This is a genomic window from Sphingomonas sp. FARSPH (assembly GCF_003355005.1).
GTDB lineage: Bacteria > Pseudomonadota > Alphaproteobacteria > Sphingomonadales > Sphingomonadaceae > Sphingomonas.
In genome coordinates this window covers 3,259,814-3,276,601 of the sequence record NZ_CP029985.1, presented here as the reverse complement: position 1 = coordinate 3,276,601, position 16,788 = coordinate 3,259,814, and the positions used below count along the sequence as shown (strand labels likewise).

The 16,788-nt window shown below is 67.3% G+C and carries 14 protein-coding genes; 4 read left to right on the top strand and 10 right to left on the bottom strand.

Features of this window, described 5'->3' with window-relative positions:
* Nucleotides 1–22: 22 nt before the first annotated feature.
* Nucleotides 23–2,122, bottom strand: coding sequence for a malate synthase G (locus tag DM480_RS15495; RefSeq protein ID WP_115380455.1), 2,100 nt, complete (start codon nt 2,120–2,122; stop codon nt 23–25).
* A gap of 100 nt (nt 2,123–2,222) precedes the next feature.
* Here DM480_RS15495 and DM480_RS15490 point away from each other — a divergent pair, with 100 nt between their 5' ends.
* Both DM480_RS15490 and DM480_RS15485 read left to right on the top strand, forming a co-directional pair.
* Nucleotides 2,223–3,134, top strand: coding sequence for a LysR family transcriptional regulator (locus DM480_RS15490; protein WP_115380453.1), 912 nt, complete (start codon nt 2,223–2,225; stop codon nt 3,132–3,134).
* Nucleotides 3,135–3,210: 76 nt separating this feature from the next.
* Nucleotides 3,211–3,426, top strand: coding sequence for a hypothetical protein (locus tag DM480_RS15485; protein ID WP_115380451.1), 216 nt, complete (start codon nt 3,211–3,213; stop codon nt 3,424–3,426).
* 37 nt (nt 3,427–3,463) lie between these two features.
* Here the strand turns inward: DM480_RS15485 and DM480_RS15480 are convergent, their stop codons facing one another.
* The 6 genes from DM480_RS15480 to DM480_RS15455 form a co-directional block, all read right to left on the bottom strand.
* Nucleotides 3,464–4,966, bottom strand: a complete 1,503-nt coding sequence (locus DM480_RS15480) for an MDR family MFS transporter (RefSeq protein ID WP_198665971.1) — start codon at nt 4,964–4,966, stop codon at nt 3,464–3,466.
* Nucleotides 4,967–5,185: 219 nt separating this feature from the next.
* The gene (locus DM480_RS15475; protein ID WP_115380449.1) at nt 5,186–6,490 is read right to left on the bottom strand and encodes an OmpP1/FadL family transporter; all 1,305 of its coding nucleotides are present in this window, start codon (nt 6,488–6,490) and stop codon (nt 5,186–5,188) included.
* A gap of 41 nt (nt 6,491–6,531) precedes the next feature.
* The gene (locus tag DM480_RS15470) at nt 6,532–6,954 is read right to left on the bottom strand and encodes a DUF2147 domain-containing protein (protein WP_115380447.1); all 423 of its coding nucleotides are present in this window, start codon (nt 6,952–6,954) and stop codon (nt 6,532–6,534) included.
* Nucleotides 6,955–7,161: 207 nt separating this feature from the next.
* Nucleotides 7,162–8,958 carry an acyl-CoA dehydrogenase C-terminal domain-containing protein gene (locus DM480_RS15465; protein ID WP_115380445.1) on the bottom strand — a complete coding sequence of 599 codons (1,797 nt, stop codon included), beginning with the start codon at nt 8,956–8,958 and terminating at the stop codon, nt 7,162–7,164.
* Nucleotides 8,959–9,087: 129 nt separating this feature from the next.
* A complete protein-coding gene (locus DM480_RS15460) occupies nt 9,088–11,406 on the bottom strand; it encodes a 3-hydroxyacyl-CoA dehydrogenase/enoyl-CoA hydratase family protein (RefSeq protein ID WP_115380443.1) in 2,319 nt (772 codons plus the stop codon).
* Nucleotide 11,407: 1 nt separating this feature from the next.
* On the bottom strand, nt 11,408–12,544 hold the full coding sequence (locus DM480_RS15455) for a thiolase family protein (protein ID WP_115380441.1): 1,137 nt from the start codon (nt 12,542–12,544) through the stop codon (nt 11,408–11,410).
* Between the two features lie 153 nt (nt 12,545–12,697).
* On the opposite strand from DM480_RS15455, the gene DM480_RS15450 reads away from it, so the two are divergent.
* Both DM480_RS15450 and DM480_RS15445 read left to right on the top strand, forming a co-directional pair.
* Nucleotides 12,698–14,389, top strand: coding sequence for a long-chain-fatty-acid--CoA ligase (locus tag DM480_RS15450; RefSeq protein ID WP_115381465.1), 1,692 nt, complete (start codon nt 12,698–12,700; stop codon nt 14,387–14,389).
* Nucleotides 14,390–14,414: 25 nt separating this feature from the next.
* Complete coding sequence (locus tag DM480_RS15445; RefSeq protein ID WP_115380439.1) at nt 14,415–14,843, top strand: MerR family transcriptional regulator; 429 nt, start codon at nt 14,415–14,417, stop codon at nt 14,841–14,843.
* A gap of 5 nt (nt 14,844–14,848) precedes the next feature.
* Here the strand turns inward: DM480_RS15445 and DM480_RS15440 are convergent, their stop codons facing one another.
* The 3 genes from DM480_RS15440 to DM480_RS15430 all read right to left on the bottom strand — a co-directional run bounded on the left by DM480_RS15440 (nt 14,849) and on the right by DM480_RS15430 (nt 16,752).
* Nucleotides 14,849–15,262 carry a response regulator gene (locus DM480_RS15440; protein ID WP_115380438.1) on the bottom strand — a complete coding sequence of 138 codons (414 nt, stop codon included), beginning with the start codon at nt 15,260–15,262 and terminating at the stop codon, nt 14,849–14,851.
* Nucleotides 15,255–16,346, bottom strand: a complete 1,092-nt coding sequence (locus tag DM480_RS15435; RefSeq protein WP_115380436.1) for a GAF domain-containing protein — start codon at nt 16,344–16,346, stop codon at nt 15,255–15,257. The genes DM480_RS15440 and DM480_RS15435 overlap by 8 nt, the downstream gene beginning before the upstream one ends.
* A 262-nt stretch (nt 16,347–16,608) precedes the next feature.
* Complete coding sequence (locus tag DM480_RS15430; RefSeq protein WP_232834212.1) at nt 16,609–16,752, bottom strand: YbdD/YjiX family protein; 144 nt, start codon at nt 16,750–16,752, stop codon at nt 16,609–16,611.
* Nucleotides 16,753–16,788 lie beyond the last annotated feature (36 nt).

Sequence of the window (16,788 nt, the reverse complement as noted above, 5' to 3'; positions counted from 1 at the left end):
GCCGCCTGCCTCACGCGGCGGATCAGGCCGCGGCTGCTGGCACGCGATCCCCACCACGCCGCTTCGCCTCGGCGCGGAAGCGGTGGAGCAGCGGTTCGGTATAGCCGTTGGGCTGGCGCACCCCCTCCGTCACCAAAGCGCGTGCGGCCTGGAAGGCGATGCTGTCCGCCTCGCGTCCCGCCATCGGGCGATAGGCGGGATCGCCCGCATTCTGCGCATCCACTTTCGCCGCCATGCGGTGCAGCGCGGCGTCGACCTCCGCCGGCGTGGCGACGCCGTGCAGCAGCCAGTTGGCCATATGCTGCGACGAGATCCGCAAGGTCGCGCGATCCTCCATCAGCCCGACGTCGTGGATATCGGGGACTTTCGAACAGCCGACGCCCTGGTCGATCCAGCGCACGACATAGCCGAGGATGCCTTGCGCATTGTTGTCGAGCTCCTCGCGCACCTCCTGCGGCGTCCAGTTGCGCCCCCCTGCGAGCGGAGGTGAGAGCAGCGCGTCGAGCGGGGCGATCGCCTCCGTCGCCCGCGCACGCTGGCGGGCGGCGACGTCGACACGATGGTAATGCGTCGCGTGCAGCGTCGCGGCGGTGGGCGAGGGGACCCAAGCGGTGGTCGCGCCGCTCATCGGATGCGTGCCCTTCTGCGCCAGCATGTCTGCCATACGGTCGGGCGCGGCCCACATGCCCTTGCCGATCTGCGCCCTGCCCGCGAGGCCGCAGGCAAGGCCGATCTGAACGTTGCGATCCTCGTAGGCGGCGATCCAGCCGCTGCCCTTCACCTCGCCCTTGCGGATCATCGGGCCGGCCTGCATCGCGGTATGGATCTCGTCGCCGGTGCGATCGAGAAAGCCGGTGTTGATGAACACGATGCGATGCCGCACCGCCGCGATGCAGGCGGCGAGATTGGCGCTGGTCCGGCGCTCCTCGTCCATCACCCCGACCTTGATGGTGTGGCGCGGCAACGACAGAAGGTCCTCGATCGCGTCGAATAATCGGTCGGTGAAGGCGGCTTCCGCCGGGCCGTGCATCTTGGGCTTGACGATGTAGATCGAGCCTGCGCGGCTGTTGGATCGCGACGCGCGGTCGTGCAGCGCGATCAGGCTGGTGACGATCGCGTCCAGAATGCCCTCCGGCGCCTCGCTGCCGTCGGGCAGGCGCACCGCGGGCGTTGTCATCAGATGGCCGACGTTGCGCACGAACAGCAGGCTGCGACCCGGCAGGGTGAAGGGCGTGCCGTCGGGCGCGACATAGCGGCGATCGGGATGGAGCCGCCGCGTCTGCATCCGCCCGTTCTTCTCGAACGTGTCGGTCAGGTCGCCGCGCATCAGCCCCAGCCAATTGGCATAGGCCGCGACCTTGTCCGCCGCATCGACCGCCGCGACCGAATCCTCGAGGTCGCAGATCGTGGTGATCGCGCTTTCCAGGATGATGTCGGCGATCCCGGCGGGATCAATGCGGCCGATCGGATGGGCAGGGTCGATGACCAGTTCGATGTGCAGGCCGTGGTGGCGATAGAGCAGGCCCGTCTCGCTGCGCCCGACGAACAACGTCGGGTCGGCCAGCACCGGCTTGCCCGTCAGCGTCGCCCAGGATCCTCCGTCGGCGAGCGGCAGGACATCGTCGAGGAACGCCTTCGCCCAGGCGACGACCGCAGCCCCGCGTGCGGGATCGTACCCCGGCATGCGCGCACCGGGGATTGCATCCGTGCCGTAGAGCGCGTCGTAAAGGCTGCCCCAGCGTGCATTTGCGGCGTTGAGCAGGAAGCGCGCGTTGAGGATCGGCACGACGAGCTGCGGCCCGGCGATCGCGGCGACCTCCGGATCGACATGGTCGGGATCGATCGTGAAGGGGGCTGGCGGATCAACGAGGTAGCCGATGTCGCGCAGGAAGGCCGCATCCGCAGGAGCGCCCGCGCGATAGCGCGCGTCGATCGCGGCCTGCATCCGGTCCCGCGCGGCGAGCAAGGCACGGTTTTCCGGCGTCAGCGTCTCGAAAAGGCGTGCGGTCCCCGTCCAGAAAGCGGACGGGTCGACCCCGCTGCCCGGCAGCACCTCCGCCTCGAGGAAGCCGGCAAGGTCGGGCGATACCTGCAATCCGGCGCGTTCGATCGTGGCGGTCATCGCAGTTCGACTCCTCATATATTGAGGTGGGATCATAGCGGTGCGCGGATTGGTGCGGTAGTAATGAAGATGTGACGAGTCTTTTTCCTTAAGGGAACGAATGCCGGTGGATCCCGATTATGCGTTGTTCGCGCGCGTGGCGGAGGCGGGGAGCCTCAGCGGTGCGGCGCGGATGCTGCGGCTGTCACCGGCTGCAGTCTCGAAACGGCTCGCGGCGTTGGAGGCGCGAATGGGCGTCCATCTGGTCCACCGCACGACACGCCGGCTGGCGCTGACCGCGGCGGGGGAGCGGTTCCGCGACGACCTGATCCCCATCCTTGCCGCGCTGCGTGCGGCGGAAGATCGCGCGACGGGCCGCAGCGACACGCCCGCCGGACGACTGACGGTGAGCGCGCCGACGTCGTTCGGGCGCCTTCACGTCGCGCCGCATCTCGGCACGTTCCTGGCGCGCTATCCCGCTATCGCGCTCGGCTTCGATCTCGACGACGGCTTCGTCGACCTGATGGCGGGCCGGGTCGATGTCGCGATCCGCATCGCCGTGACCCTGCCGGACGGCTTGACCGTGCACCGGCTGGCGACGAGCCGGCGCGTCCTGTGTGCGGCACCCGCCTATCTTGCGCAGCACGGCACGCCGGAGTCGGTCGACGCGCTGGCACGGCATCGTCTGCTCGCCGCGGAAGGACAGATGCCGTGGCGGCTCGTCGCGGCGGGACGCGAGCTCACGGTCGCGGCGGAGAGCCATGTGCGCACCAACTCCAGCGAGATGGTGCGCGAACTGGCGCTTGGCGGCGTCGGTCTCGCGCTGCGATCGTTATGGGATGTCGCCGGCGATCTGGCGACCGGCAGGCTGGTGCGCGTCCTCGAACCCTGGGAAGGATCGGCCGATGCGGGCATATATGCGGTGCATCTGCGCAGCCCGCGCGTACCGCCGACGATCGCGGCCTTCGTCGCATTTCTGCGCGCGGTGATCGACGCGGATCGCTGGGCCCTCCTGCCGGCGACCGGCGGATGACGCCGAATTCATGGAACAGCTTGGGGCCGTCGCGGCTTCAATCCGTTCTATTCGATCGACACGAGGAGGGACGATCATGAAATTCGTGATGCTCATCGTCGCCAGCACGACGCTGGTCGCGGCCCAGCCGGCGCTTGCCAAGGGCTGTATCCGCGGCGCGCTTGCGGGCGGCGTGGCGGGGCATATGGTGGGCAAGGGCCATGCTGTGGCCGGCGCCGCAGCGGGCTGCATCGCCATGCACCACCATTATGCGAAGAAGGCGCGCGCCGCGAAAGCCGCGCAGCAGCGCTAACCCATGCGTACCGGCCCCGGCGCGTATCTGCCGGGGCCTAATCCCGCTTCGCCCGCCCGGTGAGTTCGGCCCCGGCATCGCGATCGAACCGCAGATTGACGAACACCGCGCACAGCGAGATTGCGGTCACCGTCCAAAAAGCGGCGGAGAAGTCCGTAAAATCCGGACGCATCCGCCCCGCCCACAGCATCGACAGATGGAGCGCCGTTGCGCCCGCGCAGATGCCCAGCGACAACATCAGTTGCTGGAATGTGGAATAAAAGCTCGTAGCCGCGCTCATCCGCGTCTTGTCGATCTCGTCATAGGCGATCGTGTTGTAGGCGGTGAACTGAAACGACATCAGGAAGCCTGAGACGACAAGCACCGCGAACACCGCGGGCAACGGCCAGTCGAGGCGGAACAGGCCGCATAGCGCATAGGCGCCGGTTCCGAGCAGCCCCATGACGACCAGGCTGGCGCGGAAGCCGAAGCGGCGCAGGATGCGACGTGCGACCCCCTTCATCCCGAAGGACCCGATCGCGCCCGCGACGGTCATCGCGCCGCTATGCGCCGCGGACAGCCCGAAGGCGAGCTGCATCATCAACGGCAGCAGGAACGGCTGCGCGCCCTGCGTGATGCGGGTCAGCGATCCGCCGATCACCGACAGGCGGAACGTCGGCACGCGCATCAGCGACACGTCGAGGATGGGATGCGCGACGTGCTTCGCATGGCGCAGATACAGCGCGCCGACCACCAGGCCGACCGCGATCAGGATCGCGGCGAGCCGCCCCTCGCCGCTGCGGCTCGCCATTTCGAACCCCATCAGCAGACAGCCGAGCGCGCCGCCCGAGAGCACGAAGCCCATCGGGTCGAAGGGGTGGGGATCATCCTCGCGGATGTCGGCGATGAACCGGCCAACCAGCCAAATGCCGACGATCCCGATCGGCAGGTTGAGCCAGAAGATCCAGCGCCAGTCGAGGTAGGTGACGATGAACCCGCCGAGCGGGGGCCCGACGATCGGGCCGATCAGCGCGGGCATGATCAGCCACGACATCGCCGACACCATGTCGCGTTTGGCCACCGAGCGCAGCAACACGAGCCGCCCGACAGGCATCATCATCGCGCCGCCGACCCCTTGCGCAAACCGTGCGAGCGCCATCAGCGGCAGCGTCGGCGCGAGGCCGCAGGCGAGCGATCCCGCGACGAACAGGCCGATCGCGGCGCGAAATACCGCACGCGCGCCGAAACGATCCGCCATGGTGCCGGAGGCGGGGATGAACACGGCGAGGGCGAGTAGGTACGAGGTGAGCGCGATGCTCATCTCCGGCGCGCGCACGCCGAAATCGCGCGCCATCGTCGGCAGTGCGGTGGCGAGCACGGTGGCATCGAGGTTTTCCATGAACATCGCCGTGGCGATGATGAGCGCGACGGTGCGGTAATTGCGCGCCGGCGGTTCCGCGCCGTCGTGGTCGTGCGTCTGCGCGATGTCGCTGCCCGCGGGCACGATCCCGTCGCGCACCTCCGCATTGACCGAGGCGATGCCGCGGCGGCGGGGGCGCAGAAACTGACGGGGATCGAGCGACGCGGGGAGGTGGAACTGCAACGGAACGTGGTTTCCCTGGGAACGAGGGGGACCCGAACGGGCGGCTCTCCAACGAAGGCGTCGTCTAGCGCGGCGGTATCGTCGATATAGGGTAGGGGCGATGACTTATCGAGAGGGTAACAAAAAACCCCTCCCGCGTGCGGGAGGGGCGAGTGACTATCGAACGACTATCGAAGGTTACAGGCCGACGTGCGCACCGAGCGAGAAGACCAGCGCACGCGCGTTGGTCAGCGTGCCGTTGGTCAGCACCGGCGTCTGGAGCGCGGTGCCGGCATAGGCCGCGGTGCGCCGGTCGATCGTCGCGTCCTTGAAGTCGACGTAATTGCCGGCGAAGTCGATACCAATCTTGGGCGTCAGCTGGAAAGTGCCGCCGGCGCCATAGTTCCAGCGGTCCGCATCCGGCACGCGCGCGTCGCGCAGGCCGTTCTGCGTCGGCGTGTTCGCGTGCTGCACGCCGGCGCGCAGCGTCAGCGCGGGCGAGACGGCGTAGTCGAAGCCGCCGGCCTGGCTCCAGCTGTCGCGATAATTCTCGGGCAGCGCGGTGTTGAGCGGTGCGCCGAGGCGGATCGCGTCGAACTTGCTCCAGTTATACCGGACGATCTGCGCGTTGAACGTCAGCGGCGAGGCGAGCTTGAAGCGCCCCGACACGATCGTCTGCGCCGGGGTGTAGAATTGCGCCTTGATGCCCGACAGGCTGACGTTCTGCGCCGATGGGATCGGTGCCTGCAGACCGGTGACGGTCAGATCGCCGGTCAGCGTGTGCTTGATACGCGACTTGTAGCTGATACCGACCGTCGCCCAGCTGTTGTGCATCTGGACGCCTGCGCTCCAGCCGAGGTCCCAGCCATCGCCTTCCAGCTTCTGGCGTCCATCGGCCTGAAGCGGCGAGACGTTGGGCAGCGCGTTGCCGAGGCTGGCGTAGACGTGCTCGACGTTCACCGCACCGCCGACGCGCAGCCAGTCGGTCGGCGCGATCGCGAGGCTGGGCTGGATATCGATCGTCTGCAGCTTGGTACGCAGCGCGCTATAGCGGCTCCAGCTCGTCGGCGCGTAATCGGTCGTGAAGCTGTACGGCGACGTGACGGCTAGGCCGACCGCGACCTTGTCGCCGAACGGCACCGCGATCGCGCCCGACGGCAGCACGCCGTTGTTGATCGGGTCGCGCGAAACCTGGTCGCCACCGACGGGCGCGCAGGCCTGGCCGGGGCGGCAGATCAGCGTGCCGTTGTTGTTGACCTTGCCCTTGGGCAGGATCACGGCCGCGGCGATCGCGGCATCGACATGGTCGAGGCCGCCGATGGCCGCGGGGTTCCACCACAGCGACTGCGCGCCGGTGTCGGCACCCTCGCCCGAGAAGGCACGGCCGGCGCCGCGCGCGGACTGTTCCTGTAGATAGAAGGCCTGCGCGTGGGCAGCAACGCTCCAGCCCGCGGAGGCGAGCAACGCGGTGGCCGTCAGGGCGATCTTGGTACGCATGGTCATGGTGGAACCCTTTTACTGACTGATAAGCGGGGAATTTTTGGTTAGCGAACGCGCGTCCAGGTCTGCGTCTTGCAGAGCGGCACGAAGATGCAGCCGCGCACCTTCAGCGTATTGGCGTCGATCGGCGTGACGGTCGCCTTGTAGGTCTTGCCGTCGTCGGCCTTGTAGATCGTGCCGCCGCTCCACGCATCGCCATCCGCCTTGAAGCCGCTGAGGATCAGCAAGCCTTTCAGCGGGCGGTTGCGCAGGTTGGCGTCTGGGTTTTTCTCGTCCTTCAGCCCGGGCTGCGTGCGGAGCAGTTCGGACGTGACGATGCGGCCGCAGATCGAAGCGCCACAGCGCTGGATCTCGACGATGCCGCCGCGGGTTTCGGTCTTCCACATGCCGATCGCGGAATCGGCGGCGGGGGCCGGTGCTGGCGCAGGGGCGGCGGCGAGCAACGCGCCGACGAGAAGCAGGGACATGCGGGGATTCTCCTCTCCGAACGTGCCGCCCGCTAACAGTCGCAGGCGGCGGGGCAGGTGCCATGGTCATCGCGCCGCATCTTTGCGGTCGCGGGTCTCGCTACTATCGCGCGCGTCACGCCGCGATCCTATCGGCGAGCCGGCTGCCGTATACGGCAGTCATCGGCCCGCCTAATCCTGTCAGCCTTGCTGTCAAGCTTCAAACGTTCAGAACGCGTCGAGTTCCAGCGCCATCGTCGAGCGTTTGCCCGTCTTGATCGCAAGAAATGCGGCGGTCGCCTGCGGCAGGATGCGATCGAAGAAGAACCCTGCCGTGGCGAGCTTCGCGCGGTAGAAGCCGGCGTCGCCGCTGCCCTCTGCGAGACGATCGGTGGCGATCTTCGCTGCCTTCAGGAAGCAATAGCCCATGCCGACGAGGCCCATGAGGCGCAGATAATCGGTTGCCGCGGCGCCGGCTTCCTCGGGGTCCTTCATCCCCTTTTGCGCGATCGTCGCGGTCGACAGCTGCAGCGCGCCGAACGCCTGCTGCAAGCCTGCGGTCATGCCTGCCAGTGCCTTGTCGGGCGCGGCGGCCATGGCTTCGCACAGATTGCTGACTGCGTGGAAGAAAGGCCGCATCTGACGGCCCATATGGGCGGGCATCTTGCGACCGACGAGGTCGAGCGCCTGCACGCCGTTCGTCCCCTCGTAGATCTGGCAGATGCGCGCATCGCGGACGAACTGCTCGACACCCGTTTCGCGGATGTAGCCGTGGCCGCCATGCACCTGCACGCCGTGATTGGCGGCATCGAAGGCGAGATCGGTGAACAGCGCCTTCACCACCGGCGTCACCAGCGCGACGAAATCGGCGGCGCGCTGCTTCACCTCTGGATCGGCGGCGTGCTTTTCCGCGTCGAGCGCCCGGGCGGCCCACTGGCCGAGCATCCGGCACCCTTCCGCATAGGCGCGCATCGTCATCAGGCTGCGGCGCACGTCGGGGTGGACGATGATCGGGTCGGCGGCGAGGTCGGGGCGCGCCGGGCCGCCGAGCGCGCGGCCCTGCAACCGGTCCCTGGCGTAAGCGACGGCGGACTGATAGGCGATCTCGTTGATACCCAGCCCCTGGATGCCGACGGAGACGCGTTCGGTGTTCATCATCGTGAACATCGCAGGCAGGCCCTTGCCGGGCTCGCCGACGATCCAGCCGGTCGAATCCTCGAACACCATCTGGCAGGTCGCCGAGGCTTTGAGGCCCATCTTGTGCTCGAGCCCGGCGACGGTCACGCCGTTGGGCGTCGCGGGCGCGCCTGCCGTATCCGGCAAGTACTTGGGCACAAGGAACAGGCTGATCCCGCGCACCCCCGCGGGCGCATCGGGCAGCCGCGCGAGCACGAGGTGGATGACGTTCTCGGTCAGGTCGTGGTCGCCCGACGAGATGAAGATCTTCGCGCCGGAAACCTTGTAGCTGCCGTCGCCCTGCGGCACCGCCTTGGTACGCAGCAGGCCAAGATCGGTGCCGCAATGCGATTCGGTGAGGCACATCGTCCCCGACCATTCGCCGCTGACCATCTTGGGCAGATAGGCCTGCTTCAGGTCTTCGGAGGCGTGGCCCTCGATTGCGGTGGTCGCGCCGTGCGTCAGCCCGGGATAGAGGCTGAACGACAGGTTCGCCGAGCAGATCATCTCCTCGACCAGCTTGTTGAGGCTCTCCGGCAGGCCCTGTCCGCCCCATTCGGGCGCGGAGGCGAGCGCTGCCCAGCCGCCCGCGCGAAACTGGTCATAGGCGGCCTTGAACCCGGTCGGCGTGCGCACGACGCCGTTTTCAAGCCGGCAGCCTTCCAGGTCGCCGCTGGCATTGAGCGGCAACAGCACCTCCTGCGCCATCCGCGCGCCTTCCTCCAGCACCGCGTCGAGCAGGTCGGGGGTGAAGTCCGCGTGGGCGGGCAGATTGGCAAACTGGTCGTCGGCGAACAGCTCGTGCAGCACGAAGCGCATGTCGCGTATGGGGGCGGTGTAGACTTGCATGGGTCTTAGTCCTCTTCCTCCCGTCACCCCGGACGTGTTCCGGGGTCCACTCGTCCGCGCACCACATGTGCGTGGCGTCCACGAAGACGTGGATGCCGGAACAAGTCCGGCATGACGGTCATGGTTCGATCAATTCCGCAGCGGCTTGCCGGTTTCGAGCATATGCTCGACGCGGGCCTGCGTGCGCGGGTCCCTGACGCTGGCCATGAACGCCTGCCGCTCCAGCTTGAGCAACTGGTCCTCGGTCACCGTGTCGACCAGATCGGCCTCGCCGCCAGTGAGGACGGTGGCGAGGCGATCCGAGACGACCGCGTCGTACGGCGTCGCCATGCCCTTCTTGCGGAAGCCGTCGACGACCCCGGCGACGCCGGTGCGGCCGCTTTCGCCGGGAAGGCGGAAGGTCGGCTTTTCGGGGGCGACATAGCCGTCGACCAGCGCGAGCGCCTTCGCCTTGGCATCCGCCAGCAATCGGTCGCGGTTCATCGTGATGCCATCGGTCGGGCGCAGGAACATCATCTCCTTCGCCAGCGCGGCGGATTTGGACACCTGCGCGGTCGAGATCGTCTCGAACGCCTTGGCGACGGCGGGCATCGGCCCCTTGGGCATCATCGGCGCCTTTGCCATCCGGTCGAGCAACTCGCCGTTGCCGCCCCAGCCGGGCAGCAGGCCGACGCCGCATTCGACGAGGCCAATGTAGCTTTCGGCATGCGCCTGCACCGCATCGGCGTGCAGCACGACCTCGCAGCCGCCGCCCAGCGCCATTCCGGCGGGCGCGGCGACGACGGGGAAGGGGGCGTATTTCAGCGCCTTAAGCGCCGCCTGTCCGGCTGCTATCAGTTTCTCGACCTCGCCCCAGGCGGCGATGTTGACCGCGAACATGGCGAGGCCGAGGTTCGCGCCGGCCGAGAAGTTCGACCCTTCGTTATAGATCACCAGCGCCTTGAACTGCGCCTTCACCAGCGGGATCGCCTTCTGGATCAGCTGCATGATCTGTTCGTCGAGCGCGTTCATCTTGGTGGTGAACTCGAGCGCGGCGACGCCGTCGCCGACGTCCCACAACGCGGCCGACCCGTTCTTGAGCAGCGGCTCGGAGCGCAGCTTGACATCCTCGAGCAACAGGACGCCCTCGCCACGCACGACGTCGTGATAGGCGCGGTCGCTGCCCAGATACTGGCGCGTGCCGTTCTCGATCCGGTAGAAGGGCTTGTCGCCGGCGGTGTCGAGGATGGCGGGGACGTGGCGCCCCTCCGCGCGGAGCCGTGCGGCGAGCGTTGCGGCACCGATCCGGTCGATCAGCTCGAACGGCCCGAACTTCCAATTGTAGCCGAGCTTCATCGCATCATCGATCGCGACGATATCGTCGGCAGCCTCGCCGACCAGCATCGCGGCATAGGACAGCACGCTGCCCAGGATCGTCCAGGCGTAGGTGCCCGTCTTGCCCGGCAAAGCGAGCAGCGCGCCGAGGTCCTTTTCCGCCACGGAGGGCAGCTTTTCGGGCTTCGTCTGCTGCCGGTATTCGCCGGTCGACAGATCGAGCGCGAACTTGGTCTTGGTCGTTTTGTCGAAGCGATAGAAGCCGCCCTTGCCCTTGCGGCCGGTGAATCCTTCCGCGATCATCCTGTCGACCAGCGGCATCGGCCGCACCGTGTCGAAATAGGGGTCGCCGGCAGGCAGGGTCGACGACAGGCTCTTCGACAGAAGCGGCATTAGGTCGACCCCGACGAGGTCGACGAGGCCGAAGATGCCGGTCTTCGGCACGCCCATCGGACGGCCGCCGATCTGATCGGCCTCCTCGATCGTCAGCCCCTGGTCCATCGCCGCGTTGATCGCGACGGCCAGCCAATAGGTGCCGATGCGGTTGGCGATGAAGCCCGGCGTGTCCTTCGCGCGGACGATGCGCTTGCCCATGAAGCGGTCGACGAAGTCCTCGACCTTTTCGGCCACCGCGGCGTCCGTATGCGCACCGCGCACGATCTCGATCAGCCGCATGTAGCGCGGCGGATTGAAGAAGTGGGTGATGAGGAAGTCGGCCTTGAACTGGTCCGATCGCCCGTCGACCAGAGCCCCAAGCGGAATGGTCGACGTGTTCGAGCTGATCGGCGTGCCGGGGCGCTTCAGCGCCTCCAGCTTCGCGTAGAGCGCCTGCTTGATGTCGAGCCGCTCGACGATCGCCTCGATGATCCAGTCGCATTCGGCGACGCGGGACAGATGGTCGTCGATATTGCCCGTCTCGACCAGCTTCGCCGCCGCCTTCGACATGAAGGGCGCAGGCTCCGTCTTGAGCATCTTGGCGACCGCGCCCTTGGCGACGGCGTCGCGATCCGTGCCTTCCTTGAGCACGATGTCGAGGAGCAGCACGGGGATACCGGCGTTGGCGACCTGCGCGGCGATGCCGGCGCCCATCACGCCCGCACCGATCACGCACACCTTTTTGATCTGGTCCGCCATGTTATGCGCGCTCCAGCACCGTGGCGATGCCCTGGCCGCCGCCGATGCACTGCGTCGCGAGCGCGTATTTGCCGCCCTCGCGCTCCAGCAACGCCGCCGCCTTGCCGACGATACGCGCGCCGGTCGCGCCGAGCGGATGGCCGATCGCGATCGCGCCGCCGTCCTTGTTGATCGTCTCGTCCTTCAGGCCGAGGTCGCGGATGCAGGCGATCGCCTGGCTGGCGAAGGCTTCGTTGATTTCGACCACGTCGAGGTCCGCGACGGAAAGTCCCGCGCGCTCCAGCGCCTTCTTCGACGCGCCGATCGGGCCGAGGCCCATCGTTTCGGGCTCGCAGCCCGAGATGCCGACCGATTTGATGCGGGCCAGGATCTTCAGGCCATGCTTTTGCGCGAATTCCTCCGACGTGACGAGCACCGCCGATGCGCCGTCGGTGAGCGGCGAAGAGGTGCCGGCCGTGACCGAGCCGTCCTGGCTGAACGCGGGCTTCAGCCCGGCAAGCGCCTCTTGAGTCGTGTCGGGGCGGATCGTGCCGTCTTCGGCGACCGCGCCCGCCTTGGTCTGGATCGGCACGATCTCGTCGGTCAGCCGACCATCCGCGCGCGCGGCGGCGGCCTTCTGCTGGCTCTTCACCGCGAACGCATCCTGTTCGGCGCGGGTGATCTGATACTTCTGTGCGACGTTCTCCGCCGTGTCGCCCATCCCCATATAGGCGCCGGCGTTCTTCTTCGCGAGCGTCGGGTTGGGCAGCGGGTTGTAACCGCCCATCGGCACGCGGCTCATCGATTCGAGGCCGGCGCAGATGAACGCCTCGCCCGCACCGATCTGGATCTGGCCGACCGCGATGTGGATCGCGCTCATCGACGAGCCGCAGAAGCGATTCACCGTCATACCGCCGACCGACAGCGGCAGGTCGACGAGCAGGCCGATCATGCGCGCGACGTTGAGGCCCTGTTCGCCCTCGGGAAAGGCACAGCCGAGGATGATATCCTCGATCGCCGATGCGTCGATGCCGGTTTTCTCGATCAGCCCGCGAATCGTCTGTGCCGCGAGATCGTCAGGGCGGACACGGGCAAGTGCGCCCTTGCCGGCGAGGTGGAACGGCGAACGGGCATAGCCGGCGATGACGACGTTGGTCATGATATCCTCTCAGAAGGCAGCGTTTGCGCTGCGTCGACCGTGAAAAATAACGTTACTTGCGAAATACCGTATAGGTGCGATACCTTCCCAATACGTCAAGTGAGCTGCGGCGACAAGCAGGGTCGGAGCGGCCGAAGGTTTGAGAGGATGGACATGACCGGGATGCCGAGCGACGCCGGAGAGCGGACTGCGGACCAGCCGCTGGCGATCAAGCGGGGCGTGCCGCTGGCCGAACGACCGCGTCTGCTGGGTGCGATGCTTGACGCGTCGGCACGGCGTTTTCCGGATCGCGTCGCGGTCGATTTCCTGGGCGGCACGACGAGCTGGGGCGCGTTGGCCAAGGCGGTGGACCGCGCCGCGGCCGGGCTGCAGGCGCTGGGCGTCGTCAAGGGTACGCGCGTCGCTCTGTGCCTGCCCAACACGCCCTATTATCCGGTGTTGTTCTACGCGACGCTCAAGGCCGGGGGCATCGTCGTCAACGTCAACCCGCTGTACGTCGAGCGCGAGCTCGCGCATCTGATCCATGATTCGGGCGCAGAGATCATCGTCACCTGCGACCTCGCCGAAATCCAGGCGCGGGTGCTGAAGGTGTCGCGCGAGACCGGGATCCGCCACGTCGTCAGCTGCCCGATCGCCGATGCGCTGCCGACGATCAAAAAGTTCGCGTACAAGATCGTCAAGCGCAAGGAGATCGGCCGCGCGCCGCGTGACGCGATGCACCTTTATTACGCCGATCTGATGGCGAAGGGCGCGGCGCCAGCGCCGGTTGCGGTCGACCCGCACGAGGTCGCCGTACTGCAATATACCGGCGGCACCACCGGCCTGCCCAAGGCAGCGATGCTCAGCCACGCCAACATCGTCGCCAATACCGACGCGATGCTCGTCCACGTCGGCGGGGAAACCCCGGACCAGGACCGGGTGATGGGCGTGCTGCCGCTGTTCCACGTCTTTGCGTTGACCAACGTGCTGACCTTCTCGACATTGGTGGGCGCGGAAATGATCCTGTTGCCGCGGTTCGAGATGAAGCAGCTGCTCGGTGCGGTGAAGCGGACGCGGCCGACCTATTTCCCCGCCGTGCCGACGATCTACAACGCGCTCGCCAATCTGCCCGATGCCGATGTCCCCGACCTGTCGTCGATCAAGGTTTGCATTTCGGGCGGGGCGCCATTGCCGATCGAGGTGCGTCATCTGTTCGAACAGCGCACCGGCGCGAAACTGGTCGAGGGATACGGTCTGTCCGAAGCCTCGCCGATCATCACCTGCAATCCGTTCGAGGGCGTCAACAAGGAAGGTTCGGCAGGTCTGCCGTTCCCCGGCACGACGATCGAAATTCGCGACCGCGAAGACCCGTCGCGCATCATGCCCAAGGGCGAAAAGGGGGAGATCTGCGCGCGCGGCCCGCAGGTGATGAGCGGTTACTGGCACAAGCCGCACGAGACGGAAGGGGCCTTCGCCGACGGCGCGCTGCGCACCGGTGACGTCGGCTACCTTGACGACGACGGCTATCTGTTCATCGTCGACCGGATCAAGGACATGATCCTGTGCGGGGGCTACAACGTCTATCCACGGGTTATCGAGGAAGCGTTGTACGAGCATCCCGCGGTCGCGGAAGCCGTGGTGATCGGTGTGCCCGACCAGTATCGCGGGCAAAGTCCGAAGGCCTTCGTCACACTGTCCGAGCCCGGCGCGGTGACCGGCGACGAACTGCGCGACTTCCTACGCGACAAGGTGAGCAAGATCGAGCTTCCCCGCGCGGTCGAGATACGCGACACTCTGCCCAAGACGCTGATCGGCAAGCTTTCCAAGAAAGAGCTGGTCGAAGAAGAACGGCGCAAGGCAGTGTGACAGGGACGCGAGGGTGGAGAGGACGATGGAGGATGGCGGGGAGCTGCAGGGGATTCAGCAGGTCGCGGAACGCTTGGGCATCACGCCGCGCACCTTGCGCTTTTACGAGGATCGCGGCCTGATCGAACCGTGCCGGATCGGCACGACGCGCGTATATCGCCGGCGCGAGATCGCGCGGATGCAATTGATCCTGCGCGGCAAGCGGCTGGGGTTCACGCTGAAGGACATCGAGGAATTCCTCGACCTGTACGATGCCGATCCGCAGCACCTGGAGCAGATGCGCGCGCTGGCGGGGCGATGTCGCGAGCGGATCGACGAACTGGAACAGCAGCGCCAGGCGCTCGACACGACCTTGTCCGAACTGACGAAGATCGAGGCGGAGGCGCTGGCCCGGGTCCACGCGCATGGCGAGGGCGAAGACACCAGCCGCCCGGCGATGAACGGCCAGGCCTGAACGGATCAGTAAAGCGTCAGCATCGGCGGCAGGTGCGCCGGCGCCTCGCCGCGGCTGATCGCATAGGCGGCGTTAACGGCATCGCCGAGCCCTGCGTTGTAGAACGGCTTGGCAATGCAGCCGACGATCAGCGCATGCGCACCCGCATCGGGGCAGGTACCACTGAGAAACAGGCTGGGGATGCCGCGCTCGGCAAGGGCGCGGGCCACGGCGACACCGTCGTCGCCCAGCGCCAGCTGGACGTCGCACAACGCCAGGTCGGGCCGCTCCCGCGCGGCGATGTCCAGCGCCATGTCGAGCGTGTCCGCGATGCCGACGACGGTATGGCCGTGCAGCGTCAGCGCGTCCTCGACCAGCATCGCGACGAGCGCTTCGTCCTCGACGAGCAGCAGGTTGAGGCCGGGTGACGCGTCAGTCATCGTGCGGGACGGGCAACGTCAGTACCGTGCCCCCCGTTCCGGGCGCGAGCGTACCGCGCAGCTGATGCAGCAATCCGCGCACCATCCGCGACGGCTCGTCCGGATGGCACAGGCCGTTGAGCGCGATCGTCATCCGACGCGCGTCCATCGCGAGGTGCAGCGTCACCGGCTCGCCGGGCGACAGCGGAAGGGTCAGCGCATGGAGCAGCAAGGCCAGCGCCGCGGCAGTCTCGATCCGCACCGGCGGGGCGGCGGCGATCTTGCCTGCGGTGACGGGGATCGCGCCATCGCGGATCAGCGCGGCGATCAACCGGCCGACGTCGATCGCGCCCGGCAGTTCGCTGCCGTAGAGCGGCCGATGCGCGAGCGCGAGTATCTGAAGCCGTTCGATCGCACGGTATAGGGGGGCTTGCGCGGCAACGGGCATCTCGCCGACCTCGGCGCCAACCAGGCCGACCGCGACCTGCAGCGCGTTGCGGACGCGGTGCTTGAGCTCGGCCACCAATCGTTCGCGCATCTCCATGCCGTCACGCAGCGCCGCCTCGGCGTGCAGCCGGTATTTGGCGAGCGCGACATAATGGCACAGCGTGCGCAGGAAACGCAGTTCGTCGGTGGTAAAGCGGTTGGTCCAGCGTCGCCCGAAGCTCAGCGTCCCGAGCAGGCGGTCGCCGTGGAGCAGCGGCGTACAGGCATAGGTATCAAGGCCGAGTCGCTTGGTGAAGGCGTACACCGGGTCGGCGGAGGTGCGGATCGATACCGCGTGATGCATGCACCGCTGTTGCGCCACGGTGCCGCAGATCGCCTCTCCCAGTTCGAGCGAGGCGATGGCGGCGGCCTCTTCGTCGCCGAGACCGCCATGCGCCTCAAGCCGGAGGCGCTCGCCATCGAAGCGATAGTTGGTGAAGACGTCGAGCCGCAGTTCACGCCGGATCAGCGCGAAGATTTCGTCGACCATCTCCGCCGGATCGGCGGCGGCAAGCAACCGTTCTGCGGAATCGGCGAGCAGCCCGAGGTAACGTTGCGGGACCGAGGCTTCGACGTCGCCCGGTGCTGCGCCGCTCAGGGGTTTGACGCTGGCCATCATGGATTGCTGTAGCCGCGCGACCGGAGGGCTTCAAGCCGCGGCCGGGGGATTCCGTCCCGTGAGAGATGGGGCGGGAGCGCTGTCTTTTTTCGCCTGCCGGACGTGATATCCTGGCCGCCTTGCCGTCAACGAACGGGAGGAGAGGGTGCCATGGAGTGGATTGATCCACAGGTGTGCGCGTGCAGTTTCCGGTCGCTGTGCTGGATGAGCGGGACCGCGCTGGCCTTATGCTGCGCGGCGCTGCTGACCTTCGGCTGAGCGTCTAGCAGCATTTGCCGCCACCGCGACCGCCGTAGCGCGCCTGCTGGCGGTCGCGGAAGAATGCGGTCTCGTCCATCACCGGCACACCCGGGTGAGCGGCGTGCATGTGCGCGACATAAGCCTGATAAGAGGGCACGCCGACCATCGCACGGGCTGCGTCGACGATCAGCGTGACCAGCCG

Excerpts from the sequence above, each read along its gene's own strand:
- DM480_RS15445 (WP_115380439.1), top strand. The coding sequence starts at position 14,415 with ATGGAGGATGGCGGGGAGCTGCAGGGGATTCAGCAGGTCGCGGAACGC.
- DM480_RS15485 (WP_115380451.1), top strand. The coding sequence starts at position 3,211 with ATGAAATTCGTGATGCTCATCGTCGCCAGCACGACGCTGGTCGCGGCC.
- DM480_RS15490 (WP_115380453.1), top strand. The coding sequence starts at position 2,223 with ATGCCGGTGGATCCCGATTATGCGTTGTTCGCGCGCGTGGCGGAGGCG.
- DM480_RS15470 (WP_115380447.1), bottom strand. The coding sequence starts at position 6,954 with ATGTCCCTGCTTCTCGTCGGCGCGTTGCTCGCCGCCGCCCCTGCGCCA.
- DM480_RS15460 (WP_115380443.1), bottom strand. The coding sequence starts at position 11,406 with ATGGCGGACCAGATCAAAAAGGTGTGCGTGATCGGTGCGGGCGTGATG.
- DM480_RS15495 (WP_115380455.1), bottom strand. The coding sequence starts at position 2,122 with ATGACCGCCACGATCGAACGCGCCGGATTGCAGGTATCGCCCGACCTT.
- DM480_RS15440 (WP_115380438.1), bottom strand. The coding sequence starts at position 15,262 with ATGACTGACGCGTCACCCGGCCTCAACCTGCTGCTCGTCGAGGACGAA.
- DM480_RS15430 (WP_232834212.1), bottom strand. The coding sequence starts at position 16,752 with ATGGTCGGCGTGCCCTCTTATCAGGCTTATGTCGCGCACATGCACGCC.
- DM480_RS15455 (WP_115380441.1), bottom strand. The coding sequence starts at position 12,544 with ATGACCAACGTCGTCATCGCCGGCTATGCCCGTTCGCCGTTCCACCTC.
- DM480_RS15465 (WP_115380445.1), bottom strand. The coding sequence starts at position 8,958 with ATGCAAGTCTACACCGCCCCCATACGCGACATGCGCTTCGTGCTGCAC.
- DM480_RS15435 (WP_115380436.1), bottom strand. The coding sequence starts at position 16,346 with ATGATGGCCAGCGTCAAACCCCTGAGCGGCGCAGCACCGGGCGACGTC.
- DM480_RS15475 (WP_115380449.1), bottom strand. The coding sequence starts at position 6,490 with ATGACCATGCGTACCAAGATCGCCCTGACGGCCACCGCGTTGCTCGCC.
- DM480_RS15450 (WP_115381465.1), top strand. The coding sequence starts at position 12,698 with ATGACCGGGATGCCGAGCGACGCCGGAGAGCGGACTGCGGACCAGCCG.